The following is a 23,108-nucleotide window of genomic DNA, read 5'->3' as shown; positions in this document are numbered from 1 at the left end:
GGGGCGGTCGTTCGTCAGCTTCGATCAATTTCCGACCACCTTCATTCCTTGGTGCTCAAAAAAGGCTGACAAAAGGTGTTGTGAGAACACCCGCGGCCTGTTCCTGCCGCAAATCGACGGTGATCGGAGTCTTGGGTCTTCTCTCAGCGGGCTGATCTCAGGGCTTCTTCGCCGGCTGTTGCGTCGACATCGCCGCGCGGGTCGTGGCGGGGACAGCAATGTCTTCGGTCGCGTCTGTCGCGATCTCATGGAAGCATGCACGCGCGCTCGTCGATCCGAAGATAGAATGGCGGAAGCACATGGTGACACTGTCCATGGAGTACGGTGACACGGCAGCAACCATCGCGGCTGACCTGACCATCCGCGAAGCCGAGACACGCCTCCGTTGCTGTTCTGCTTTGCCGGTCCGTGTAGAGACGGACAAGCTTTTCACCGTTTCAGTCAGTCAGCACGGTCTGACACAGGTTGACACTCACCCGGGCAACGGGTCTTGTCGCAGGCGTCATCCGGCCGTCGTGGACAAGGTGGTTTCGTTTGCACAGAGGGCAGACGCCTTGGCCCATGTCGAGACCGGACGTGCCAAAGGCAAGGTCGTGATCACCTTCAACAGGCAGGAGCACGACCATGCGTCATGACACCTTCAGGCCCGACGGGCCTTTCGATTTGCGTAGCGGCGATCGCGTTCAGCTTTCCGATCTGCCTCGTCCTGCAGGACGCGCTCGATACGGGTTTTGTCAGCCAGCTCGCGCGCCTCGATTTCAGCTTTGGCTGCGGCAGCAGCGGCGGCCTCTCTAGCTGCTGCTTCCGTTGCAGCGCGATTTTGTTCTTCAAGTTTCGCCTGGTCGCGCTCGGCGCGGCGCTGTTCACGAGCTTCGGCGATCAAACGCCGCTCGGCCTGTTTGGCTTCGCGGGTCGGTTCGGCAGCTTCCTTGGCGGCGCGGAAGGCCTCAACAAGGGCTGCCTTGGCGTCTTTCGCAGCGCTGCGACGGTCGGTGTGTTCGCTGTTTGTAATTCTTTTCAAATCTCAATTCCATTTGACGGGATACGTAGAGCGGCTTCAGGGCTTTCTTGCCCGTTTCGAAGCCGGCTTGGCTGCAGAGGCCGCACGGTCTTGCAATTCCTTGGCAAGCCGAGCCTCTCGCAGTCTCTGGGTCTTTTCGTTGCGGGTAACCACGATCGAGTTCAGGTCTTCAATCGCTCGTTGGCGTTCGAAGAGTTGCGACTGGGCTTTGCCAAACGCGGTTTCGGCCTGCTGGCGAAGTTTGCTGTATTTCTCGGTCATGGCTTTCCTCGTAGAGGCCGCTCACCAGAGAGCGGTTACGAAAAAGGCCAGGCAACTTGCCTGACCTTGCTTGGTCTCATGCTTTCGACAGTGCCAGTACATCCGTGGTCAAGGGAAAGCAGATTCCGGATCTATCAGGCGGCCTGCAGATTGCAGGCGGACATCTTGCCCGACTTGTTGTCGCGCTCCATGTCGTAGCCGATCTTCTGGCCTTCAACGATTTCGTGCATTCCAGCGCGCTCGACAGCGGTGATATGGACGAATGCGTCCGGGCCGCCGTTGTCAGGCTGAATAAAGCCGAAGCCTTTGGAGGAATTGAACCATTTTACTGTGCCAGTGGTCATGATGAACCCTTTCATAGCATAGAGAGAGGAACCGGTAAGCCAGAGGCTCACAGGTGGTTATAACGATGCTTTAAAGGGAGGGTTCGTTAGGAACGCGGTGCCAATCGCGTTGTAACCAAAGCTCGGCAAGAAAATATCGATGTAGTGTGTTTATGGACTTTCAATGCGAATGTCAACTTCTGGTTTTGGTCTTGTAATCCAGCCGTTCTCGCGAAAACTCAAGAACGGCGGCTGTCTTGGTCAGAGCTGTCTGCCACCAAGGCATCCCCATGTCGGTCGTTCGGGAGATACTGGTCCAGTCTGCAAGGCGGCTATTCGGGGTGAGGGATAGGGAGGTTCATAAAGCTCGGAGAGCGGCCCAAAGCGGTCATTCACGCGCTGAAGGGCTGCTGCGGTACGGGGCTGCCGAGGCCGTCAGTCATCGCATTTGCGAAGGTCCTTGCTGTAGGGCAGGGGCTATGCGGGCAAACCGAACCTGAATTGAATAGGCGATTGGAAACGTACCTAGCTGTCAGCTAATTTGAAAAAATGGACATTCCAAAACTTCAACCCGACCTGATATTTCCCAGACTGAAAAACACGCCTGCTGATATTGATTTTTCCTTCGAAGCCAAACGCGCGGCGATGGGGCCGCACATAATGCGGAAGTGGGCGTGGGACGAGGAGTTCCAGCGCAACATTCATTTCCGCCGCTACCTAGAGAAACCATTCTTTGAGATCACCAGTGCGGAAAATCGACTAGGCACCGTTTCTTTTCAGGTCTTTCCTGATCATGTCCAGTTTGGTGAATTTTACTTGTTTCCTGAATTTCAGGGACAAGGGACAGGATCGAGGGTGTTGCAACACTGTCTGCAGCTGGCTGACAGCCTCAGCCTTCCGGTGAGGCTGGAATATTTACACTGGAACCCAGTGGGTTCACTCTACCGTAGACTTGGTTTTATAGAGACCGGGCAGTCGGATATTCACTGCTTCATGGAACGTCCCATTCCAGAATGAAATCCTTGCGGCGGCTCGGCACGCCGATGCCGATCCTGTCCGGTACCTGATGGGTCGTCCCCACTCAAAAGCACGTGCGCCTTCAAAGACGGAAAACAAACGAGTTTTCAACGTAATACGCCCAAACCGGGCATTCGCTCGCCCCGCATCGAATGGACGGTTTCAGGACCAGGCCAAGAGCCGGTGAACGACCGACCGGAGGCCACTGCTGTCGTCCTGTTCACCCGCGGCGATGGTCGCCTTCGAGTCCCGAATTACCGAATGCCGCAGCTCGAAAAAGGTCTTCAATGCGCGCCAATCCTTCCGGGACTCTGCTCGACATTGCTGGACGATAGGATTTAGCTGTTGATTTTCGCTACTTACTCCCTGATCGGTCGTCAAAGGCACGTTTCCGTCCGTCACGCGGAAGGCCCCTTTAGCAGGACGGAACATGGGCCGCTTCACTCTGCTTTCAGCTGCTGCTTCAAGCTGTCTAGTTGCAGTGTCCGGCCCTCGCTCTGCTGGATCAGGTTTTCCGTGTTTTTCTGATAGGTCGACCAGTCGGGTACGACGAATTCGGGAGGAGCGGATGCTGGATTGCCCTCGGGTGCATCGGACACGTCCCCGCTGAGTTTGGCAACCTGTTCCGCAAGCTTCTGGTTCTGCTTTGTCAGAGCCAGAACGGTGCTTGCCAGATCGGCCTGCTCCTTGTTCAAGGTCTCCACCTGGGTCGTCAACGCCGCGGCCTGGATTTTTGTCGTGAATTTGACCGTCCCGTTGCTGAACTCGAAATTGGCAATTTGCGGTATTGCGATCATGGCGCCGCCAAAGGCAAAAACCAGCGCCTGGCCGGTCGTGATTTCCCGCTTCAAATAGACTGTGATCGCGCCGGTCACCATTAGGGCCAGACCAGCCACCAAAATCCACTGGATTTCCAAGTTGGCCTCCTCACGTAATTTGAACCTCAAAGTACTATAGGTTGAACCTTCCAAAAAGTATCTGGGAAATTACCCTTGCTGGGAAGTTTCCTTTACGGCATCTCAGCGTCCTGTGAAGGCGTTTAGCTGTCGTCGTATCAACTGCAAAGACAGTAGACTTCAACCCCACCAAAGACATTTATCGCAGCGCTCTGAACTCAACAATTGGGCGGTGAGCTGACATTCGTCGGCTATACAGGTGTGGGCGAATTCGGCCCATTGCTGTCGTTCGTCTGGTTCCACTTCGCTGCGGTGCGGTAAGTCGCAGGAGACATTCGCTGCAACTGCTCAACCAGGTAACTCGGCAAGGTCAGTAGCGCAGACGGAGCCGCCGTTGGCTGGTGCTTCATCACGTCAGCCGCGAGCATAGTGACCGCAACCTGACCCGATCGCTTCGCGCGCATCCGCCAGCTGCGCTTTCCTGGCCGACGGATGCAGTTGCAAGGCTCACTGCCGGATCAGCACCATCCCGGCGTGATGCAGCACATTCGGCTCAACGAAATCGCCGTCGGCGGTGAAGCCGGTGTCATCCCAGTATTCGATATGAGTGCCGGTCACCTCGTACCGGCCTTCGTAGGCCCTTTCGCGGTTTCCACGGGCCTCGACGTAGCGACCGTTGGGCAGCAGTTCGTGCCGGATGTGATTGTCCTTCGTCACCCAAAGACCTACGTATGAAGGGGCGCCCTCCGACTGAGCGGTCCCGGCCCCGAGGGTCAAGAGGCATGCGCTGAGTAGACCGGACTTCATTGCGGGCCTCATCGGGATGCCGCCGTGGGGCGGATGGTGATTTCGGTCGTATCGACGCTCGCTGGTGCCTCGATCAACTGGCGCACTGCCCGGGCGATATCAGCCGGTCGCAAGGCGATGGCGCGGTAGTCGTCCATGAAAGTCATCGTCTCGGCATGCGTGATGGTCGAGGCTAGCTCGCTCTCGACAACGCCCGGATTGACACAGGTCACGCGGATTGTCGTGCTCTCCTGTCTTAGGCCATCCGAGATCGCCCGCACTGCGAACTTTGTGCCGCAGTAGACTGCCCCCGTCGGCACAGACTGCAACGCGCCGATCGAGCCGATGTTGATGATCTGGCCCTCGCCTTGGCCTTCCATCACCGGCAATACGGCACCAATGCCCCAGAGCACGCCCTTTATGTTGACGTCCACCATCCGCTCCCATTCGTCGAACTTGCAGGCCGACATGGGCGACAGGGGCATGACACCTGCATTGTTGATCAGTACGTCGATGCGGCCCCAGAGCTCCAGCGCACGATGCGCGAAAGCCTGCAGGCCGGCGCGGTCGGTGACATCCAGCGCAGTTGTGTCGACCTGCGCGCCCTTGGCCTTCAGTTCCCTTGCCAGCGCGTCCAGCCGGTCGGTCCGGCGCGCGCCAAGCAGGACCTTGGCCCCTGCACCCACCAACTCCCGCGCCAGCCCCTCGCCGATGCCACTCGACGCGCCAGTGATTAAAATGACCTTGTCCATGGCTTTCTCCTTCTCAGCCTGTTGAGTGGGAAAGATAGACGCTCGCAATCGTCTTCGGTATTGTGCTAGTCATGGACTGAATGGTTAGTATTTCTGTACAATGGACCTGAACCTATTACCCCTCCTCCTGGCCGTTGCCGAGGAGCGAAACTTTCGCGCCGCCGCTGATCGGTTGGGCGTGACGCGCTCCGCCGTCAGCCAAGGCGTGCGTCGGCTCGAGGATGCCTTGGACCAACAGTTGGTGGCCCGCACCACGCGCTCGGTCCGGCTGACCGAAGCCGGAGAAAGACTGGTGGAAAGCCTCCGCACGCCGATGGAAACATTGCAAAGTGCGTTGGAGGCGCGGGATGAGGTGCCCCGTGGGCGGCTACGGCTGGCCGTCACTTCGATCGCCGAAGAGTTTCTGTCCGGACCGCTACTGGCGCGGTTCGCTGAACGTTACACCGCAGTCATAGTGGATGTGACCGTGACGGACGAGGAGTTCGACATTGTTTCCCGAGGCTACGATGCGGGAGTACGGTTGGGTGAGGTCATCGAGCAGGACATGATCGCAGTGCCAATCGGCGGTCCGCAGCGTGAGATCGCTGCCGCAACGACTGCCTATCTGGCTCGTCATGGAGCGCCCGCACATCCGCGTGACCTCCTGGCACATCGTTGCATCGGCTGGCGGCCGGCGCCTGAAACTGCGCCCTGGCGATGGGAATTTGTCGAGGACGGGCGGCCTTTCGCCGTCACGGTCGAGCCTCAGGTGACGACCAATGACCTGCGCCTGATGCTGCGCGTTGCGTTGGCCGATGGCGGGATTACTTTTGGCCCTTGGGATTGCTTCAAAGCGCATTTTGACAACGGTGCCTTGGTGCCGCTCCTGGAAGAGTATCTGCCACCCTTCACGGGCTTTTCGCTCTACTATCCGCAGCGCCAGCACATTGCGCCGAAACTGCGCGCCCTTGTTGACCACGTGCGCAGTTGGCGAGGCTGACTAAGGGTGTGGGCCCATAAAATTGAGTTTTGCAGCGGCAATCCGGCAAAGGAGAGGAAGGAAAAGCCTGCGAAACCATGACCTTGCTTGGTTTCATGCTTTCGACAGTGCCAGTACATCCATGGTCAAGGGAAAGCAGGACCCGGATCTATCAGGCGGCCTGCAGATTGCAGGCGGACATCTTGCCCGACTTGGTGTCGCGCTCCATGTCGTAGCCGATTTTCTGGCCTTAAACGATCTCGTGCATTCCAGCGCGCTCGGCAGCGGAGATATGGACGAATGCGTCCGGACCGCCGATGTCAGGCTGGATAAAGCCAAAGCCCTTGGAGGAATTGAACCATCTTACTGTGCCAGTGGTCATGATGAACCCCTTCATAGCACAGAGGAAGGAACCGGCAAGCCAGCGGCTCGCAGGTGGTTATAACGATGCTTTAAAGGGAGGGTTCGTTAGGAACGCAGTGCCAATCGCGTTGTAACCAAAGCTCGGCAAGAAAATATCTATGCAGTGTACTTCTGGATTTTCAGTGCGAATGTCAACTTATGGTTTTGGTCTGATCATCCAGTGCTGTGGTTTACGTAGGTCCCCATGTGTCCGTCGAAGGTGACGCGCTACTTTAGGTCGGGCATTTCCTGACCATATCGCCGCGGAGAACACCCGATGACGCGCTTGAAAGCGGTGCTGAACGCCGCCTCCGACTTGTATCCCAGGGCGAACGCAATCTTGCCCACAGGTTCGCGGCCGGTTTTCAGTCGCTGGCAGGCCAGCAGCATGCGCCAGCGAATGAGATAGTCGATCGGCGACGACCCGGTCAGCATCCGAAAGCGTTCGGAGAACTTGGAGCGGGACATGCCTGCCACCGCAGCCAATCTTGCCAGATCCCATTCCTGCGAAGGCGCGTTGTGGATGGCCTGCGTGGCCCGCCCGATCCGTGGATCGTTGAGTGCAAACAGCCAGCCTGTCGTGCGTCCTGCCCCAGCCGCAAGGTAGAGGCGGATCGCCTGGACAAGGAGCAGATAGGCGAGGTGCTGGATCACGGACGTACTGCCCGGCCCTGCTTCGACCAGTTCCTCGCGGATCTTGCCAAGAACCCAATGAAGATGATCTCGCCCCGCTTGATCCCGCAATCGCAGGACGGGGGGCATGCTTCCAAGAAGCAGGGTTGTTTGCGTACCGGAGAAGGCAAAGTGGCCCGCCAGCAGCATCGTGTGACCGCCGCCCCCGACGGTGGCCACGCGCTCGTGCCATTCGCCGGGCTCAATCGTGCCGATCCCAATGGGTGGGAACGACAAGTCACGTGCGATAGTGAATGGCCGCCCGTTGGGCAGGATAACGCAATCCTGCGCAGTCAGCGCAAGCGGTTCTGCTTCCCCTTCGACATGCAGCAGCGCCCGGCCCGCGACAATGGCAAAAACCTTCAATCCCTCATGAGCCGGAAAGGAAATCGCCCAGTCGCCGCCCAGATCAAGGGCACCCGCCGTATGCGCGACAGGTGAGAAGGCTGTGAGTGCGTCTGAAAGGAGGTCGGCTGACAATGTCGGGACGATCTAAAAGAAAATGGGGCTGCACTCTTATAGATCATCTCCGTCGTGTGCGCTAGCTGTTTGCCATTCCCTGCCGCACTGATCGAAAGGAGCGCCAACATGATCAAGATGCTAATAGGTTTCCGCCGACGTCCCGGGATGAGCCTCCAGGCTTTCAAGGACTACCGGCGCGACGTACACGCCCCGTTGCTTTTCGCCATTCCTGAAGCAGCCCTTATTCGACGCTTCGTGGTATCCTACCCCGTTGAGACAACCGGTTGGGGCGAGCCGAGCTTCGATGCGGTGGTTGAAGCATGGTTCGACACGATAGAAGACCTTGATGCTTTATACTCGTGCGAGAATTTCAGGACGAAAGTCGATCCGGATCATGTCAACTTCATCGATGTGTCGTCGGTGAGCCGTATCATCAGCGAGGAGATTATCGTCGTGCCCGGGCAGCTGTGAGCAAGGGTCGACCAACCTGCGCGGCGCAGGCGCATGGCCGGCGCGTTTCGCTTTCCCAACATCTTGCCTCGAAGCCGATTTGTTTCAGCTAAGAAGGCGGCGTGCCACCTGATGACGGCGGCGCGGACAAAGCCGACACTGCCACTTGAGCCGAGGAGGCATGTAACTGCAGCCATGCTGGAGACGTCTGAACTGCCAGGCGGCCCTTTAAGAGAGCCCCGGCTAAGTCAGGCGTTTCCGTCAGCGCAGGTTGTGGCCCGTTGATCCTGCCCGAGACGGCGTCCTTGTGCCATCCGCGAAGCGACCGCTGCCCCAACCACTCGTCGCGGATGTTTCAGGGGGGGCTTGTTCGGGGAGCCCGCCTCGCGATCGATAGCGCAGGCACAAACTTGCTGCCGGTCCGACTGGCAAGTCCGCGCAGGGCGCGTGTCGGTCATACGTGGCGCGCCGAAATTCCTCGCAGGCCCCAGGACACGAATTGCGGTCGGCGCATCGATATAGGCCGGCGTGAATTTACCGGTTCAGTTGCCGTCCCGCAATCGGACAGGTTTCGTATGGGAGAACCGAATGTCCGCTTCGAGCCGGCCAAATTGAATACTGAACGCCTAAAATGGGTCGGGAGCGGTCGCTGAAGTCGTCGGAAGTCAACGGCCGCTGACTGTTTCTCCACGCCAGAACCAGACTGGCAGGAACCGGCCCGGAGTAGTCATTGAGTGAACATCGCGTGCGCTGTAGTGCGCCTATCGAACCTGCCATTCGCTGCGAGTGCGAAAACACCGGGTACGCGCTCGATGAAGATATTGTCGAGGCAACGGCCATTGCCGTCCATCGAGATCCAGGTGCCGACCCCTTCAGCCGGTCGGTCCAGGCAAAGGATGTGGACTGGCTGCCCTAATCCGTATTCCTGATCTCGGGCGGGCCGAACCGGTTGGCCGCCTCGTTCAGCGCCTCAACGCAAACGTCCGCCTCCAGAGCGTTGGAGATGCGAGGACAGAACCTTGCGGGCAAACCAGTCCATGATCGCGACCAGTAGAGGAAGCCACGCCGCACCGGCGGCCAGGTGATGTCGGCGCACCAGACCTGATTGGGCCTGTCGACCCGTGGTGCGCCAAGAAGACAGGGGGATGTCTTGTGCCCCTTGGCCGGTTTGCTGGTGTTCGGCTTCTCGTGGATCGGCATTTTCCCCATGAGCCGCATCAACCGCCGGATCCGCTTCTGGTTCTCGGCAGGGTCCCCGTTCCGCAGGTGCCTGGACATCATGGGATCCAACGCGTTGCGTTTCGTTCGGCGAAGGTTGCAAAAGACTGTGGCGTGTATCCGGTCAGACGCTCGATCCCGTCGGTCGTGCGATCCTCGATTCCACTTCGGATCGTCTCGTCCAGGCCGGCGAGAATGCCCGCATAGTCCGGCGGCAATCCTTGCGCCTCGAAGCGGTTGGCGAGCTCTCCGGTGGAGAGCGAAACATGGCGGATGGTCCTGCCGGTAACCCTGGAAAGGATATCGGCCGTTTCATCGTAGCTCAGTGCCTGCGGCCCCGTAAGAATCGCGTCGTCATTGAGGGATTGGACGGACGTCAGGCAGGCAACGGCTGCCGCGGCGATGTCCCCGGCGTCGATGAAGCCCACGCGGGCGCTCGCCGTCGCACTGTAGATCGCATTGTCCTCCCGTATTGTGCGGGCATGGGGCCCCTCCGAAAAGTTCTGCATGAACCATGAGGGGCGCAGGACCGCCCATTCGGGAGCGTTGTCGGCAAGCCATCCATGGACCCCGCCCATCATCGGGCCGCCGCGCTCGAGCAGAGAGGAACTGAGGAGGACGAAGCGGCGGACCTGGCGCTCCAGGGCGTCCTCGAGAACGGGACGCATGACATCGAGATGGTCGGTCCGATTTGTCGGCGCCACCAGATAGACTGCGGAACAGCCGTCGAAGACGGCTGGCGACGGGCCGTCACTCCAGTCGAACCGCCGGTCCCGCGGACCCGATGGCTTGCGGGTGCCGATGGCGACTTCGGCCCCGATGGCATCCAGGCGTTCAACCACCCGCTTTCCGGTCGTGCCTTTACCGCCAATGACGAGAATGCGCTCATCCATTGTATGTCTCTCCCGCATAGGCGGTTGCGGCAGCTTCCGCGCCCCCGAGCGCGTGAAGCGCAACAAGAGGGTTCCAGTAGTCTCGGTAGTGGCAGATGCGGCCGTCGCGAAGGGTCACAACCGAAATGTAGTCCTGATCGTAGGGTTTTCCGGTTTCGATGCCCTGCCCATGGCAGGAGAACTCGAAGACCATGGTTTCTTCGCAAGGGTGAACCGCGTGGAGCGTGAACACGCCGAGCTCCAGCAACGGGCCAAGCCGCTTCAGGTGTTCGGCAAGGGACGCGATGCCGTCGAGCCGTTGGGGAAAACCTTCCGGCGCATAGGGAAACTCGAAGACGACGTCTTCAGTAAAGAGGTCAGTCATCTCCGGTCCCGCCTTCAGGCGCTTGCTGAGGGCACCTCGCAGCAGATCGGAGAAGCTGTCGAATTTGTCGTTCATGAATAAATCTCCTATGGATGGAACGGTGTCGTATCGACCAAATGGGAGTTTAATGGATGAAACGCAAGCGTTCCGACGAAAAAAAGCGACGCACGCCCTCTGGTGCAGCCGTCCCGCGTGCTGAACTGACCGAGGCGCTGTATCGCGCCTTTTTTGAGGAATGGGCCGAACGCGGTTTCTCTGCGCTGAGCCTTGAGCGGGTTGCCGCCCGGGCCGGGGCAGGCAAGGCGGCGATCTATCGTCGGTTCTCTTCGCGCCTGGCTTTTGCCGATGCCGCAATCTCCGCACTCGGTTTGCGGCTCGCCTTGCCGGAGGTCGGGCCTTCGACGCTTGAGGAAGACGTGTTCGCCTTCCTCCTTCAGACACGCGCCGTACTGCGGCATCCGCTGGTCCGCCGGATTCTGCCGGATCTTCATGCCGAGGCGGCCCGTTCACCAGAGATGCGAGCGATCAACGACCGCGTGGCCAAAGCGCGGCGAAACCGGGCGGACGCCCTTTTGGACCGCGCCGTGGATCGCGGCGAGCTCCCCGAAGGATTGAATCGGGACCTCGCACTTGATCTGCTCGCTGCTCCTCTCTACTGGCGGATGATCGTCCGGGGTGTCACGCCGACGCTCGGCGAACTAGCGGCGCAAGGCCGTGCCATAACGGCGGGCTTGAAGACCTTGGTGAACGAAGAGCGAGCGGACTAGACGCTCGTTCGAAAGCCTGGAACGACCTGAGAGCCGCCTAGGTTGGTGACTTTGCAATGACCGCTCACCGTCCTTTCCGGTCATTCGTTCCAACCGCAGCGAAAGTCTGCTTGCCGCCCATTCCCGTCATTCCTTCCAACCGCAGCGAATGCCGGCTTTCCACCCAACCTCCGAGATTCCTTTGGGCGCGGGGGCATGAAGCGCAACGGTCTTCTGGTGTGTAAGCCTATCCCAGCAAGTGGTTGGTCGTGTCCGTCCGGTGAAGGCGGTCTTCATGGTGGCGGCGCGCTCTATTACGCTGCATTTGCAGCGTAACACCAAGGCATGAGTTCGTTGACGCGATTGATCTTGCGGTCGGCGGTTTGTGCCAGAACTCAGGTCAGCCAGGCTTGCGGGTCGATGCCGTTGAGTTTGGCGGTTTCGATCAGGGTATAGGCGATAGCCGCTGATTTTCCGCCGCCTTCTGAGCCCATGAAGAAGTCGTTTTTTCGTCCAAGGGCAATCGGCTTCCTTGCCCGCTCCGCGCAATTGTTGTCCAGTACCAGATGCCCGTTGCCGAGGTCCGGCCGGGCTTTCGGCAGGCGGCTGAGTGCATAGCGGATCGCAGCGTTCAGCGGTGATTTTCCCGATATCCGCGTCAAACCGTGACAGGTTCAAATTGCGTATGTCCGTTAAGTCGTCAGACGACGACTTCCACGGCCTTTTGCGCCCCGACATCGAAGACGCGCTTGTAGCGTTCGATCTGGTCGTCCGGGCCCATGGCCTTGTTCGGGTTGTCGCTGAGCTTGACTGTCGGGCGGCCGTTCGCGGAAACCGCCTTGCACACCAGGGAAAAAGGGGCGAGGGCGTCGTTGGTGGTGAGGCCGCGAAAATCGTTCGTCAGCAGCGTTCCCCAGCCAAAGGACGTCCGGACGCGGCCCTGGAACTGCTTGTGCAGCTCGATGATCTTGTCCGTGTCCAGCCCATCGGAAAAGATGACGAGCTTCTGAGTTGGGTCCTCGCCGCGTGAGCGCCACCAGTCGATCGCCGTTTCTGCTCCCTGTGCAGGGTCGCCGGAGTCGATACGGATGCCCGTCCAGCTGGTCAGCCAGTCTGGCGCACGCTCAAGTAATCCTTTGGTGCCATAAGTATCCGGCAAAATGATGCGCAGGTTGCCTTCATGCTCCTCGTGCCAGTCTCGCAGCACATCGTAGGGGGCGGCGGCGAGTTTCTCGTCCGTCATTGCGAGAGCAGAATAGATCATCGGGAGCTCGTGGGCATTGGTGCCGACTGCCTCCAGATCGCGTTGCATGGCGATGTGGCAATTGGACGTGCCGGTGAACTTTTTGCCAAGGCCTTCGATCATCGCCTGAACGCACCAGTCCTGCCACAGGTAGGAGTGCCGCCTGCGGGTGCCGAAGTCGGCAATCTTGAGACCTTCGAGCGGTTGCAGGCGCTTGATCTTTTCCCAGAGCTTGGCCATGGCCTGGGCATAGAGGATCTGAAGTTCAAACCTCTTCATGGAATTGAGCACGGCGCGCGAGCGCAGTTCCATGAGGATCGCGAGGGCCGGGATTTCCCAGAGCATCACTTCCGGCCAGGCGCCTTCGAACGTCAGTTCGTACTGTCCGTCCCGCTTTTCCAGATGGTAGGGAGGCAGGCGCAGGTTCTCGAACCATTCCATGAAGTCGGAACGGAACATCTGCCGCTTGCCGTAAAACATGTTGCCGCGCATCCAGGTGCTCTCGCCCCGGCTGAGGGAGAGCGAGCGTACATGGTCGAGTTGCTCGCGCAGTTCGCCTTCATCGACCATCTCCGCCAGGCGGACGGACCTGGAGCGGTTGATCAGGGAAAACGTCACTTTGGTGTCCGGCTTGTTTCGGAACACCGACTGACACATCAGGAGTTTGTAGAAGTCCGTGTCTATAAGGGACCGGACGATCGGATCGATCTTCCATTTGTGATTATAGACGCGGGTAGCAATATCGACCATGTCCCTGGCTTTCCTCCTGTAATGGCGAGCATAAGGTAGCAGAGGAACCCGGATTGCAAGCCCTTAGGGGCGTGTCGCAAAGATTGTCGTGTTGACCAGGCCTTGAGATTTGACTGTTGAAAGAGCGCTTCTGAATTTGAAGGTCTGCTTCCGTTCGTTCAACTCAGCCAGAAAACCCATCGCCGGTTTTGAAGCCATGCTGTGGCTCAGGAAGGGCGTCGACTTTGACAGTCAGTGGAGCGTCCGCGAACAGAACGATCTGCTTGCCGTGCTCTTCGGAATTGAAAAAGGGAACGAAGCCTGAAAGGCGCTCCCAAAACGGGAGAAAGCTGCCCGCCGACGAAAGTTGCGACACGCCCGGGCGCATAGCGGTCAGATGGATTGATCGCCGTGTGTAGAGGCTGATGTTGCCGAGCCTCCCTGAGACGAACGAACATTTTTCGCCGGTCGGCTGGTCCGGAAAATGGCTGCAGGTCCGAATTGGCGGGATATTCAAACGGATTGTGCTTGTGCTAAGAGGCACGCCTCTCGGGAGTATCTCATCGGCTTTCTGTGGATGGGTCCTAAACATTCAACCGAGGATGGTTCAAACATTGCGCAGCAGGAAATTTCCATGCCCTTCGGCTATTCAGTTACCGAAATCGTGCTCCTGTATTTATTCGTTGTTCTCTCATTCGTATCGGCTTGTTGGCTGGCGAGGGTCCCGCGGAATGCGGGCATTGGGATAGCGCTCGGCGTCGTTCTTGGGATAAGCACGCTTACGGCCACGTCAGCCCTGGTCGGCTTTCTGCATGACGTGTTGCCATTTGGACAAGTGGATTTCTGGTTTGCGAACCTGCTTAGCGGCATTTTCGGTTAGCCAGGCCTGGGTTTGTCGCATCTTTCGTGCGACAGACCTCTTCCCTCCCAAGCCTTTTGCAGTTGTAAAACGCATACGAAAGAAAGCGTTCAACTGATGCCTCTCAGCTTATCTGCCGGGGAAGCCGTGATCCGCACGCGGTGGCATATCACTCATTCGCACGGTGGTCGTTGGGCGTGGCGCGCGGAAGGCTTGCTGGAAACGGTTGCATGCGGCTTGCTGCCGAAGGAGCAGCAGGAGGGAGACGCTGTTTGCAGCGCGGACGGAGCCGGGGCGCATAGCTTGGTCTCCCTCCAGGGAGTTGGCCTCGTCTTGCCGACTGGCAGGTCAGAGGGCGGGGATGCGTAGAACCTGGCCTGGGTAGATCTTGTCCGGATCGGACAGCATCGGTTTGTTGGCTTCGAAGATTGCCTGATACTTGGCACCGTTGCCGTAGACTGTTTCGGCGACTTTCCAGAGCGTGTCGCCCTTGACCACCGTGTGGAACCTGGCTTCCGGTTCGCTGCTTTCTACGGTGATTTCGTCCTCGACCTTTGAAATGCCGAGCACGTTGCCGGCGGCAAGGATCAGCTTTTCCCGGGCTTCCTGGCTGGGGGCTGCACCTGCAATCTTGACGGTGTCACCGCTGACTTGAACCTTGACGTCGCCGTCGAGACCCAGCTCGGCAACTTCCTTTTGGATGGCTTCAGCGCTTGCTTCCGGCGCATCGTCGTCGCCAAACAGCTTCTTGCCTGCATCCTTCACGAAATCAAAGAAACCCATGTCTTTTGCCTTAAGTAAATTTTGCCGAAATCCGCCGGCACGCTCTGGTGAAGGTCATTTCACGCAGCGGAACCATATTGCAAATTTTCCCCGAAGGCGGAAGCAAAATAGGGAACGCCATGAGCGAGGTGCCAGCAGGCAGGGAGTGCGGGCAGGCGAGCGGGCGGTGGTCAGGCGAAGCGTTTGGCCCCGGCAACGCAGCCGACGACAAGCGTGGTGACGAGGATCATGGTGGAGGTCACCGGTTCATGCAGCAGCAGGCTGGCGAGCATCAATCCGAAAAAAGGCTGCAGCAATTGCAATTGGCCGACACTGGCAATGCCGCCGATGGCAAGGCCTCGGTACCAGAAGATAAAGCCGACCAGCATCGAGAAAACGGAGACATAGCCGAGCCCCACCCAGGCGGCGGTATCGATGCCGGTCCAACTGTCCGGCCATGTGAGCAGCGCGAGTGCGCCCATGACCGGGAGCGAGAGGGCAAGCGCCCAGGAAATGACCTGCCAGCCGCCAAGTCGGCGGGACAGCACGGCACCTTCCGCATAACCGAAACCGCAGACGATGACCGCCGCCAGCATCAGAAGATCCCCTTTGAAGGAAAGATCGGCCCCTTGTGACAGCGCATAGGCGGCAACGGCGGCACTGCCGGTGCAGGAAAACACCCAGAAGAGCGGCCTCGGCCTTTCCATCCCGCGCAGCAGGCCGAAGAGGGCGGTCGCAAGCGGCAGGAGGCCGATGAAGACAATCGAATGGGCGGCGGTGACATGCTGCAAGGCGAGGGCCGTCAGCAATGGAAAGCCGACAACGACGCCAAGGGCGACGATCAGTAGCGAGGTCAGATCGCGCCGCTGTGGCCGCGCCTGCCGAAGAAGCAGCAGGACAGCCATGCCGAGAAAGGCTGCGACCACAGCCCGGGCGGAGGTCAGAAACAGCGGACTGAAGCCACCAAGGGCAACCCGTGTTGCCGGTAGCGAGCCGCTGAAGATAAGAACGCCCAGGAGCCCGCTGCCCCATCCTGCCATCGATGCCTGCATTTCCGGTCTTTCTGTTGTCTTTTTTTCGAATGTTCCCGTTTGGTGGAACATGTTGCTCGATCAGGACTAGTCCGGCGGGGCTGGTCAGGACAGAGACAGTGCAATACAATTTTGAAAAACTGTACTGACTACACTTGCCATACACTTTTGCGGACACGCCCATGGAACAGGACACACGCACGGCCACGGTGATGGAAGCCGTCAAGCGCAAGATCGCCAGCCGCGCGCTGAACCCCGGTGAAAAACTGCCGTCCATCCGCGGGTTTGCCGCCACCATGCGAGTGTCGCCGTCCACCGTGGTGACTGCCTATGACAGGCTGGCAGCGGAAGGCATCATCTATGCCCGCCGCGGGTCCGGCTTCTTTGTGGCCGATGCCGCCCGTCCATTTTCGGTTGCGGAGGTCGGGCCGCAGCTCGACCGGGAGATCAACCCGTTCTGGGTGTCGCGCCAATCGCTTGATGCCGGGCCGAATGTTCTGAAGCCCGGCTGCGGCTGGCTGCCGGCGGACTGGATGCCGGACGAGGCCATGCAGCGCGGTTTGCGGGCTCTTGCCCGGGCCGGCGGCGGCCACCTGTTCGACTATGGCGAAACGCGGGGTGCTGCGAACCTGCGCCACCTGCTGGCGCGTCAGTTCTCGGACGAAGGGCTGGACGTGAGCCCGGACCAGATTCTGTTGACACCTTCCGGAACGCAGGCCATCGACCTGATCTGCCGGTTCTTTCTGCGGCCGGGAGATACGGTGCTGGTCGATGACCCGTGTTATTTCAACTTTCAAGCCCTCTTGAAGGCCCACAGGGTGGACGTTGCCGGTGTGCCGTTCACGCGCAGCGGCCCAGACACCGTGCTTTTTGAAGAGGCGCTGAAACGGCACAAACCCAAGCTCTATATTACCAATTCCGCCCTTCACAATCCGACCGGCGCGACCATCTCGCCGCAGGTTGCGCACAAGGTCCTGAACCTGGTGGCAGCTCACGGTCTGGTGGTGATCGAGGACGATATCTTCAGCGGCTTTGCACCCGAGCCCCTGCCAAGCCTTGCCGTTCTGGACGGGCTGGACAGGGTCATCCGCATCGGCAGCTTTTCCAAGACCCTGTCTGCGTCCGTGCGTTGTGGGTACATCGCGGCGCGGGCGGACTGGATCGAGGCGCTGGTCGACTTGCAGGTGGCTACCAATTTCGGTGGACCGGGGCCGGTCGCAAGCGATCTGGTCCATGGTGTTCTGAGTGACGGCAGTTATCGCAAGCACATGGATGCCTTGCGGGGGCGCCTTGCGAAGAAGCGGCGCGAGGTCGCTGCCAGGCTGGAGCCGCTCGGGATAAAGCCCTGGCTCAACCCCAAAGGCGGCTTTTACCTCTGGTGCCGATTGCCGGAGGGCAGGGACGCTGCCGCCATCGCCCGCGCGGCATTGCGCCGGAACGTGGTTCTGGGCCCCGGCAACGTTTTCAGCGTTTCGCAATCGATGACCGGATTTTTGAGGTTCAATGTCAGCCAGATGGGGGAGGGACAGGTTTATGACGTGCTGGAAGACGCCATGACATCAGACGGTACCTGACCCCCGCAACCATCCGTGTGCCTTAGCGTTTGCTCGACAGACACTTGCATCTGGCTGGATTGGCGACGACTGCTTCAAGCGTTGAGCAGCCTCCTCACAAGGAGGCTTTTCCGGTCAGGGCCCGCCTGATGAAGGAGCTCTTTCCCATGAACGCCACAGCCGCACAAAAGACGGCCCAGCTTTACCGCATGGTCATGCCCAAGCATATCTGTCCTTATGGCCTCAAATCGAAAGACCTGCTGGAGCGGCAGGGCTACACGGTTGAGGACCATCACCTCACGACCCGTGAGGAGACCGACGCCTTCATGGAAAAACACGACGTGGAGACGACGCCGCAAACCTTCATCGGCAACAAACGGATCGGCGGCTATGACGACCTTCGTGTCTATTTCAAACTCGATCCGCCTGAGGAAGAACGCAGCGACACGACCTACAGGCCGGTGATCGCCATCTTTGCCGTTGCCCTGTTTCTGGCCCTTGGCCTGTCCTGGCATCAATATGGAACGCCTGTCACCTTGCGCGCGGCGGAATGGTTCGTGTCGCTTTCGATGACGATCCTCGCGATTCAGAAGCTGCAGGACGTGGAGAGCTTCTCCACGATGTTTCTCAACTACGACCTGCTGGCGCGGCGCTGGGTTCCCTATTCCAGGATCTATCCCTACGCAGAGGCCTTTGCCGGTATTCTAATGACGGCCGGTACACTGGTGTGGCTGTCTGCGCCGGTGTCCTTCTTCATCGGTCTGATCGGTGCTGTCAGCATTTTCAAGGCGGTCTATCTGGAAAAGCGTGAGCTGAAGTGCGCGTGCGCTGGCGGCAGTTCCCCGGTTCCGCTCGGTTTCGTCTCGTTGACTGAAAGCCTGATGATGATGGCCATGGGGCTGTGGATACCGTTTCGTGTGTTTGTTCTACAGGGATGACGACTACTCCCTTTTTCATGGCTCCAGATCGGCACGGAAAGCGGAACACGCGATTGAAGAAACAGGTTGTACGATTGGGCGGAGAACACCTTTTCGCTGAAACCGCCTTGCCCTTGCGCTCAATCTCCGCAAGTCTTCGTTGGAACGTTCCTGCCTCTTGAACTCCGCGGAGACCCTCCATGCACATACTCGTCATCGGCGCTGCCGGTATGGTTGGCCGGAAGCTTGTTGAAAAGCTGGCGGCAGAGCCGGGGAGTCTCGGTTTCGACGTGTCGCGGCTGACCCTGGCCGATGCTGTCGCTCCTGACGTTCCTGCGGCGCTGCCCGGTGTTGCCGAGGCGGTGACCGTGGATCTTTCGACGCCTGGAGCCGCTCAGACGCTGATCGCTGCACGCCCGGATGTCATCTTCCACCTTGCGGCCATCGTCTCCGGCGAGGCGGAGCAGGAATTTGAAAAGGGATATGCGGTCAATCTCGACGGCAGCCGCGAGCTGTTCGAAGCTATCCGGATCGAAGGCGCGCGCGAGCCGTATTTTCCGAAGGTGATCTTTGCCTCGTCGATTGCCGTGTTCGGCCAACCGTTTCCCGAAAAGATCGGCGACGAGTTCTTCACAACACCGCTGACCAGCTACGGCACGCAAAAGGCGATCACCGAGTTGCTGCTGGCAGACTATAGCCGCAAGGGCTTCTTCGACGGCATCGGTCTGCGCCTGCCGACGATCTGCATTCGCCCGGGCAAGCCCAACAAGGCCGCTTCCGGCTTCTTTTCAAACATCATGCGCGAGCCGCTTGCCGGGCAGGAGGCTGTGCTGCCGGTGGATGAAAAGGTGCGCCACTGGTTTGCAAGCCCACGTGCTGCTGTCGGCTTTTTCATTCATGCCGCGCGGCTCGACACAGGCCGCATGGGCCCGCGCCGCACGCTTACGCTGCCGGGGCTTTCCGCCACCGTCGGGGAGCAGATCGAGGCACTGCGACGGGTTGCCGGGGAAAAGGCTGTGCGCCTGATCCGCCGGGAGCCGGACGAAACCATCGTTCAGATTGTTGACGGCTGGCCGAGAAACTTCGACGCCAGAAGGGCTCTGGATCTCGGGTTTCAGGCGGAAACCAGCTTTGACGACATCATCCGCATACATATCGAAGACGAATTGGGAGGCAGATATCCATGACCGCAGAGGGGTTTGACGTGAAGGGCCGGATTGCGCTTGTGACCGGGGGCGGTACGGGGGTCGGCAAGGCTGTCGCTGCTGGTTTGAGCCGGGCCGGCTGGCGGGTTGTGATCAGCGGTCGCCGCAAGGATGTCCTGGAAAAGACGGCGACCGAGCTCTCCGGCGATACCGGCAACGATGTGTCGTGGATTGCCGCGGACGTCGGTGATCCGGCATCGGTAAAGTCTCTCTTCGATGAGATTTCCAAGACGTTCGGCAGGCTGGATCTTCTGGTCAACAATGCGGGCATCTCGAACGCGTCCGTCCCGCTGGAGGACATCTCGTTCGAGGAATGGAGCGCTGTGGTGTCGGCGAATCTGACCGGGGCCTTTCTTTGCACCCAGCAGGCCTTCCGGCTGATGAAGGCGCAGGAGCCGCGCGGCGGACGCATCATCAACAACGGCTCGATTTCAGCAACGACGCCAAGGCCGAATTCAGCTCCCTATACGTCGACCAAACATGCGATCACCGGCCTGACGAAATCTTCCGCTCTGGATGGGCGTCCGTTCGATATTGCCTGCGGCCAGATCGACATCGGCAATGCGGCCAGTGACATGACGGCCAAAATGAGCGGCGGTGTGCTGCAGGCCAACGGCGAAACAGCCTCAGAGCCAACCATCGATCCCGCCCATGTTGCCAATGCGGTCACCTATATGGCCAGCCTGCCGCTGGACGCCAATGTGCTGACATTGACGGTGATGGCAACCGGCATGCCGTTCGTGGGCCGGGGCTAGATTTGCGAAAGATGGAGCCGGGTTTTCCAGGAGCCGGCTGTTAAGTCAGGCTGTTGTTTCCGGCTCGTTGCCTAGGCCGGAAAGACACGCTGCCCGGATTTCCTCTGCAAACAGGCGCATGCGCCGGTTGAGGCGGCGTTCGCGGGCATGGAGCAGATAAATGCCCCATGCCGGTTCGGCGATGTCCGGTAGCAGGGGCACCAGTTTTCCGGCTGCCAGAGCGTCTGTCGCGATGAAATCCGGCAGACGGCTGATACCATGCCCCTCAACGGTTGCCTCCAGCAGGAAGGTGCTACTGTTGGAATTGAGCGCGGGCTGAAACTCAAGTCGCTGGCGCTTGCCCTTGTGTGTCTGAAACTCCCAGACGGCCCGCCGTGCCCAGCCAAAATGAAGAAGCCGATGCTGCTGCAGATCGTCTATCGATTGCGGCGCGGGATGGGCGCGCAAGTAGCCCGGGCTGGCAAAGAGACAGTGCTCCACGGTGCCCAGTTTCAGGGCGATGGCATCGTCAGGCCGCGTATCGGTGATGCGGATCGCAAAGTCATAGTTTTCTCTGGCAAGATCGACCAGCCGATCATCGAAATCCACCGTCAGCTGGACCTCCGGGTGCCCAGCCTGAAAATCGATCAGCGCCGTGTTGAGGAAGCCGTGGCCGAAATCCCTCGGGATAGAGATCGACAGCGGCCCGGAAGGCGCTGTCCCGCTGCTCAGGAAATCGTCCTCGATGTCGTCGACATCGCTGACAACGCGGCTCGCACGCTGAAAAAGCTCGCGTCCGGTTTCGGTCAGGTCCCAACGGCCGGGAGACCGGTCGACCAGCCGGCTTCCATAGCGATCTTCCAGCAGGGAGAGGCGGCGGCTGACGGCCGATTTTGCAATGCCGAGTTCCGCAGCCGCCTTCGAGATACTGCCGCTCGAAGCCACCTGAACGAACAGGCGCAGGTCTTCCATCTGCCCCATGATGTTCTCCAAATTAGAACGAAGAACCCTTATTTTGATATCTGGTTATGAAATTTGCAACTTCCTATCTGTTGGAGAACCTGAAGTGTCGGACCATTTCACAGCGGTGAAATGTGCTCCGGCCTGCCCACAAGCAGATTGGAAACGCCATGAACGCAGAGATTGATATTCGCACCACGGAAATGCCCGCGGACATGCGCATTCTGCTGGATGCGTATCCGCGTGATACCTGGGAAGCGCATCCAGGCTTCAAGGAGAAAACCAGCAACTGGTTGGGGGCACATGTGATGTTCCGGCAGTTGGCGGAACTGGTGCGTCTCGAAACGCAGGCCTATCTGGAGAAGCTGATAGACCCGGACGCTTTTGCCGCCAGACTGTCTCGTTACGGCGACCTTCTGGTGCGCAATCTCCACGGCCACCACACTTGGGAAGACAGTCGATACTTTCCGGAACTGTGTGAGGCCGACCCGCGTTTCGAGAAGGGATTGGAAATCCTGGAAAAGGACCACGAAGCGCTGGACGCGATGCTGTTCCGGTTTTCGCGGACCGCCAACCTCGCAATCAAGCTGGTCCAGCTTGACGAAGCACAGGCGCGCGAGGAGGCTGGAAAGCTGCAGCCGGTAACCGAGATGATAGAAAAACTGCTGTCGCGCCACCTGAGCGATGAAGAGGAGTTGGCAGTGCCGATCATTCTTCACCATCGCCTGCGCGGATAGCTGCAACGCACGGCCGGCGCGGTTTTGCTCCCGGCCGTGTGCTGGTTTCAGACTGAAAGACGCGGAGAAAGACGATGCCCAAGCCGACTGCCGACTTGTCGAAGGAAGAAAACCAGACCGATGCCGCCAGCCGGCGTGCGGAAGGGGAGTTCGTGCGCGGTGTCAGCGGGTTTCGCTCTGCCATTGGCGATAAAGATTTTCCGCCAGAGCCCGGGCGGTACCATCTGTTCGTCGCACTCAATTGCCCCTGGTGTCACCGGGTGACGCTGGCCAGAAGCGTGCTCGGGCTGGAGGCAGGGGTTTCCATGGACGTCGCCTTTCCGGGCCGGACTGAAAAAGATGACCCGGCAGGGGAGAATCTATGGGAATTCAATCCTGAAAGAGTTGCCAGCCTGACGGGTGAGCCCCTGCCGGAGTGCACGGAGGAAACGGCGACGGGGGAGGGGCTGCGTCTGGTGAAACAGATCTACCAGGCAGAAGGATCGGATGAACGATCCGTCCCGGTTCTTTACGACAAGACGCAAAAGCGCATCGTCAACAATGAAAGCGCCGAGATCATCCGCATGCTGAACGCGTACGCCGGGGCGCTGGGCAGCACAATTGCCCAGGAAGCGCGGCCTGACCTTTATCCGGATGATGCGAATCTGCAGGCGGAGATCGACGCCCTGAACGAAACGATCTACGCGCGGATCAACAATGGCGCCTACAAGGCCGGATTTTCATCCGACCAGAGTATTTATGCAGCAGCTTACGAAGGGTATTTCACCCTGCTGGCAGAGCTGGAACACCGGCTGGGTGCCGATGGCAGGCCGTTTTTGACCGGCAACAGCTTTACCGAAGCCGACCTGAGACTGTTTCCGACGCTTTATCGGCATGACCCGGTTTATTTTGTACGCATGAAGCTGAACGGCGCGCGCATTCTGGATTATCCAAATCTGTGGCGCTGGCTGTGCCGCGTTCACGCCTTGCCGGGTGTCGCCGACAGTTCGTCGCTGATCCACTGCAGACAGGGCTATTTCGGACGCTCGTGGAACAACGTCGTTCCGCTTGGGCCTTTCCGGCCAATGCCTTATCCGCAGGCCTATGCGCATCCCGAACTTGCTGAGCGGTGCTAGCTTGGGCCGGAACGGGCGCGGGGCTTTCGGCAAACCTCGCCG

The 23,108-nt window shown here is 59.4% G+C and carries 27 protein-coding genes and 2 pseudogenes; 13 read left to right on the top strand and 16 right to left on the bottom strand.

Annotated elements, in window-relative coordinates; translation table 11 throughout:
- Nucleotides 1-218: 218 nt before the first annotated feature.
- Nucleotides 219-635, top strand: a complete 417-nt coding sequence (locus AC2A6O_RS13500) for a hypothetical protein (protein ID WP_498927992.1) — start codon at nucleotides 219-221, stop codon at nucleotides 633-635.
- 5 nt (nucleotides 636-640) lie between these two features.
- Here AC2A6O_RS13500 and AC2A6O_RS13495 read toward each other — a convergent pair whose 3' ends face one another.
- The 3 genes from AC2A6O_RS13495 to AC2A6O_RS13485 form a co-directional block, all read right to left on the bottom strand.
- On the bottom strand, nucleotides 641-1,021 hold the full coding sequence (locus AC2A6O_RS13495; protein WP_148586275.1) for a DUF6481 family protein: 381 nt from the start codon (nucleotides 1,019-1,021) through the stop codon (nucleotides 641-643).
- Between the two features lie 36 nt (nucleotides 1,022-1,057).
- Nucleotides 1,058-1,282 (bottom strand): hypothetical protein, encoded by a 225-nt coding sequence (locus AC2A6O_RS13490; protein WP_498927746.1) that lies wholly within the window; start codon nucleotides 1,280-1,282, stop codon nucleotides 1,058-1,060.
- A gap of 134 nt (nucleotides 1,283-1,416) precedes the next feature.
- Nucleotides 1,417-1,626, bottom strand: coding sequence for a cold-shock protein (locus AC2A6O_RS13485; RefSeq protein WP_148586277.1), 210 nt, complete (start codon nucleotides 1,624-1,626; stop codon nucleotides 1,417-1,419).
- Between the two features lie 528 nt (nucleotides 1,627-2,154).
- Here AC2A6O_RS13485 and AC2A6O_RS13480 point away from each other — a divergent pair.
- Complete coding sequence (locus tag AC2A6O_RS13480) at nucleotides 2,155-2,622, top strand: GNAT family N-acetyltransferase (protein ID WP_498927744.1); 468 nt, start codon at nucleotides 2,155-2,157, stop codon at nucleotides 2,620-2,622.
- 440 nt (nucleotides 2,623-3,062) lie between these two features.
- Here AC2A6O_RS13480 and AC2A6O_RS13475 read toward each other — a convergent pair whose 3' ends face one another.
- From AC2A6O_RS13475 to AC2A6O_RS13465, 3 genes are all read right to left on the bottom strand, one after another.
- On the bottom strand, nucleotides 3,063-3,539 hold the full coding sequence (locus AC2A6O_RS13475) for a hypothetical protein (RefSeq protein ID WP_498927742.1): 477 nt from the start codon (nucleotides 3,537-3,539) through the stop codon (nucleotides 3,063-3,065).
- 486 nt (nucleotides 3,540-4,025) lie between these two features.
- Nucleotides 4,026-4,337 (bottom strand): Atu4866 domain-containing protein, encoded by a 312-nt coding sequence (locus tag AC2A6O_RS13470; RefSeq protein ID WP_498927740.1) that lies wholly within the window; start codon nucleotides 4,335-4,337, stop codon nucleotides 4,026-4,028.
- Nucleotides 4,334-5,056, bottom strand: coding sequence for an SDR family oxidoreductase (locus AC2A6O_RS13465; RefSeq protein ID WP_498927738.1), 723 nt, complete (start codon nucleotides 5,054-5,056; stop codon nucleotides 4,334-4,336). The genes AC2A6O_RS13470 and AC2A6O_RS13465 overlap by 4 nt, the downstream gene beginning before the upstream one ends.
- A 100-nt stretch (nucleotides 5,057-5,156) precedes the next feature.
- Here AC2A6O_RS13465 and AC2A6O_RS13460 point away from each other — a divergent pair, with 100 nt between their 5' ends.
- A complete protein-coding gene (locus tag AC2A6O_RS13460) occupies nucleotides 5,157-6,035 on the top strand; it encodes a LysR substrate-binding domain-containing protein (RefSeq protein ID WP_498927736.1) in 879 nt (292 codons plus the stop codon).
- 151 nt (nucleotides 6,036-6,186) lie between these two features.
- Here the strand turns inward: AC2A6O_RS13460 and AC2A6O_RS13455 are convergent.
- Both AC2A6O_RS13455 and AC2A6O_RS13450 read right to left on the bottom strand, forming a co-directional pair.
- Nucleotides 6,187-6,396: pseudogene (locus AC2A6O_RS13455) on the bottom strand (cold-shock protein).
- 248 nt (nucleotides 6,397-6,644) lie between these two features.
- Entirely contained in the window at nucleotides 6,645-7,568 is a 924-nt protein-coding gene (locus AC2A6O_RS13450; protein ID WP_498927734.1) for an AraC family transcriptional regulator, read from the bottom strand.
- Nucleotides 7,569-7,676: 108 nt separating this feature from the next.
- On the opposite strand from AC2A6O_RS13450, the gene AC2A6O_RS13445 reads away from it, so the two are divergent.
- Complete coding sequence (locus AC2A6O_RS13445; RefSeq protein ID WP_498927732.1) at nucleotides 7,677-8,021, top strand: EthD domain-containing protein; 345 nt, start codon at nucleotides 7,677-7,679, stop codon at nucleotides 8,019-8,021.
- Between the two features lie 709 nt (nucleotides 8,022-8,730).
- Nucleotides 8,731-8,916 (top strand): hypothetical protein, encoded by a 186-nt coding sequence (locus AC2A6O_RS13440; protein WP_498927730.1) that lies wholly within the window; start codon nucleotides 8,731-8,733, stop codon nucleotides 8,914-8,916.
- On the opposite strand, the gene AC2A6O_RS13435 is transcribed toward AC2A6O_RS13440, so the two are convergent.
- The 3 genes from AC2A6O_RS13435 to AC2A6O_RS13425 are packed head-to-tail and all read right to left on the bottom strand — an operon-like array spanning nucleotide 8,913 to nucleotide 10,550.
- Nucleotides 8,913-9,278 carry a transposase family protein gene (locus tag AC2A6O_RS13435; RefSeq protein ID WP_498927728.1) on the bottom strand — a complete coding sequence of 122 codons (366 nt, stop codon included), beginning with the start codon at nucleotides 9,276-9,278 and terminating at the stop codon, nucleotides 8,913-8,915. The two genes, AC2A6O_RS13440 and AC2A6O_RS13435, sit on opposite strands and share 4 nt — an antisense overlap.
- Nucleotides 9,278-10,111, bottom strand: coding sequence for a Rossmann-fold NAD(P)-binding domain-containing protein (locus AC2A6O_RS13430; protein ID WP_498927726.1), 834 nt, complete (start codon nucleotides 10,109-10,111; stop codon nucleotides 9,278-9,280). The genes AC2A6O_RS13435 and AC2A6O_RS13430 overlap by 1 nt, the downstream gene beginning before the upstream one ends.
- Entirely contained in the window at nucleotides 10,104-10,550 is a 447-nt protein-coding gene (locus AC2A6O_RS13425) for a nuclear transport factor 2 family protein (protein ID WP_498927724.1), read from the bottom strand. Before AC2A6O_RS13425 ends, AC2A6O_RS13430 begins: the two co-directional genes overlap by 8 nt.
- Before the next feature lie 56 nt (nucleotides 10,551-10,606).
- On the opposite strand from AC2A6O_RS13425, the gene AC2A6O_RS13420 reads away from it, so the two are divergent.
- Entirely contained in the window at nucleotides 10,607-11,242 is a 636-nt protein-coding gene (locus tag AC2A6O_RS13420) for a TetR-like C-terminal domain-containing protein (protein WP_498927722.1), read from the top strand.
- A gap of 374 nt (nucleotides 11,243-11,616) precedes the next feature.
- On the opposite strand, the gene AC2A6O_RS13415 is transcribed toward AC2A6O_RS13420, so the two are convergent.
- Nucleotides 11,617-11,883 (bottom strand): IS66 family transposase, encoded by a 267-nt coding sequence (locus AC2A6O_RS13415; RefSeq protein WP_498927720.1) that lies wholly within the window; start codon nucleotides 11,881-11,883, stop codon nucleotides 11,617-11,619.
- 38 nt (nucleotides 11,884-11,921) lie between these two features.
- Nucleotides 11,922-13,214 (bottom strand): nicotinate phosphoribosyltransferase, encoded by a 1,293-nt coding sequence (pncB, locus tag AC2A6O_RS13410; RefSeq protein WP_498927718.1) that lies wholly within the window; start codon nucleotides 13,212-13,214, stop codon nucleotides 11,922-11,924.
- A 148-nt stretch (nucleotides 13,215-13,362) separates the two neighbouring features.
- Here pncB and AC2A6O_RS13405 point away from each other — a divergent pair.
- Nucleotides 13,363-13,518, top strand: a pseudogene (locus tag AC2A6O_RS13405) (IS6 family transposase); the annotation flags it as partial.
- A gap of 882 nt (nucleotides 13,519-14,400) precedes the next feature.
- Here the strand turns inward: AC2A6O_RS13405 and lysM are convergent.
- Entirely contained in the window at nucleotides 14,401-14,835 is a 435-nt protein-coding gene (gene lysM, locus AC2A6O_RS13400) for a peptidoglycan-binding protein LysM (RefSeq protein ID WP_498927717.1), read from the bottom strand.
- Nucleotides 14,836-15,005: 170 nt separating this feature from the next.
- Nucleotides 15,006-15,866: a DMT family transporter gene (locus AC2A6O_RS13395; protein WP_498927715.1), complete on the bottom strand. Its 861-nt coding sequence runs from the start codon at nucleotides 15,864-15,866 to the stop codon at nucleotides 15,006-15,008.
- Between the two features lie 161 nt (nucleotides 15,867-16,027).
- Between AC2A6O_RS13395 and AC2A6O_RS13390 the strand changes: the two genes are divergently transcribed.
- From AC2A6O_RS13390 to AC2A6O_RS13375, 4 genes are all read left to right on the top strand, one after another.
- Nucleotides 16,028-17,419 (top strand): aminotransferase-like domain-containing protein, encoded by a 1,392-nt coding sequence (locus AC2A6O_RS13390; protein ID WP_498927713.1) that lies wholly within the window; start codon nucleotides 16,028-16,030, stop codon nucleotides 17,417-17,419.
- A 146-nt stretch (nucleotides 17,420-17,565) separates the two neighbouring features.
- Nucleotides 17,566-18,336, top strand: a complete 771-nt coding sequence (locus AC2A6O_RS13385) for a MauE/DoxX family redox-associated membrane protein (RefSeq protein ID WP_498927711.1) — start codon at nucleotides 17,566-17,568, stop codon at nucleotides 18,334-18,336.
- A 179-nt stretch (nucleotides 18,337-18,515) separates the two neighbouring features.
- A complete protein-coding gene (gene denD, locus AC2A6O_RS13380; RefSeq protein WP_498927709.1) occupies nucleotides 18,516-19,502 on the top strand; it encodes a D-erythronate dehydrogenase in 987 nt (328 codons plus the stop codon).
- The gene (locus AC2A6O_RS13375; protein ID WP_498927707.1) at nucleotides 19,499-20,275 is read left to right on the top strand and encodes an SDR family oxidoreductase; all 777 of its coding nucleotides are present in this window, start codon (nucleotides 19,499-19,501) and stop codon (nucleotides 20,273-20,275) included. Before denD ends, AC2A6O_RS13375 begins: the two co-directional genes overlap by 4 nt.
- A gap of 45 nt (nucleotides 20,276-20,320) precedes the next feature.
- On the opposite strand, the gene AC2A6O_RS13370 is transcribed toward AC2A6O_RS13375, so the two are convergent.
- Nucleotides 20,321-21,235: a LysR family transcriptional regulator gene (locus AC2A6O_RS13370; RefSeq protein WP_498927706.1), complete on the bottom strand. Its 915-nt coding sequence runs from the start codon at nucleotides 21,233-21,235 to the stop codon at nucleotides 20,321-20,323.
- Nucleotides 21,236-21,384: 149 nt separating this feature from the next.
- Here AC2A6O_RS13370 and AC2A6O_RS13365 point away from each other — a divergent pair, with 149 nt between their 5' ends.
- Both AC2A6O_RS13365 and AC2A6O_RS13360 read left to right on the top strand, forming a co-directional pair.
- Nucleotides 21,385-21,951 (top strand): hemerythrin domain-containing protein, encoded by a 567-nt coding sequence (locus AC2A6O_RS13365; protein WP_498927704.1) that lies wholly within the window; start codon nucleotides 21,385-21,387, stop codon nucleotides 21,949-21,951.
- A gap of 74 nt (nucleotides 21,952-22,025) precedes the next feature.
- Nucleotides 22,026-23,066 carry a glutathione S-transferase C-terminal domain-containing protein gene (locus tag AC2A6O_RS13360; protein ID WP_498927702.1) on the top strand — a complete coding sequence of 347 codons (1,041 nt, stop codon included), beginning with the start codon at nucleotides 22,026-22,028 and terminating at the stop codon, nucleotides 23,064-23,066.
- The last annotated feature ends 42 nt before the right edge of the window (nucleotides 23,067-23,108 follow it).

Source organism: Labrenzia sp. ATLA3, from assembly GCF_057180185.1.
The sequence above is the reverse complement of the archived record's forward strand: the minus strand, read 5'-3'. Positions and strand labels throughout refer to the sequence as shown.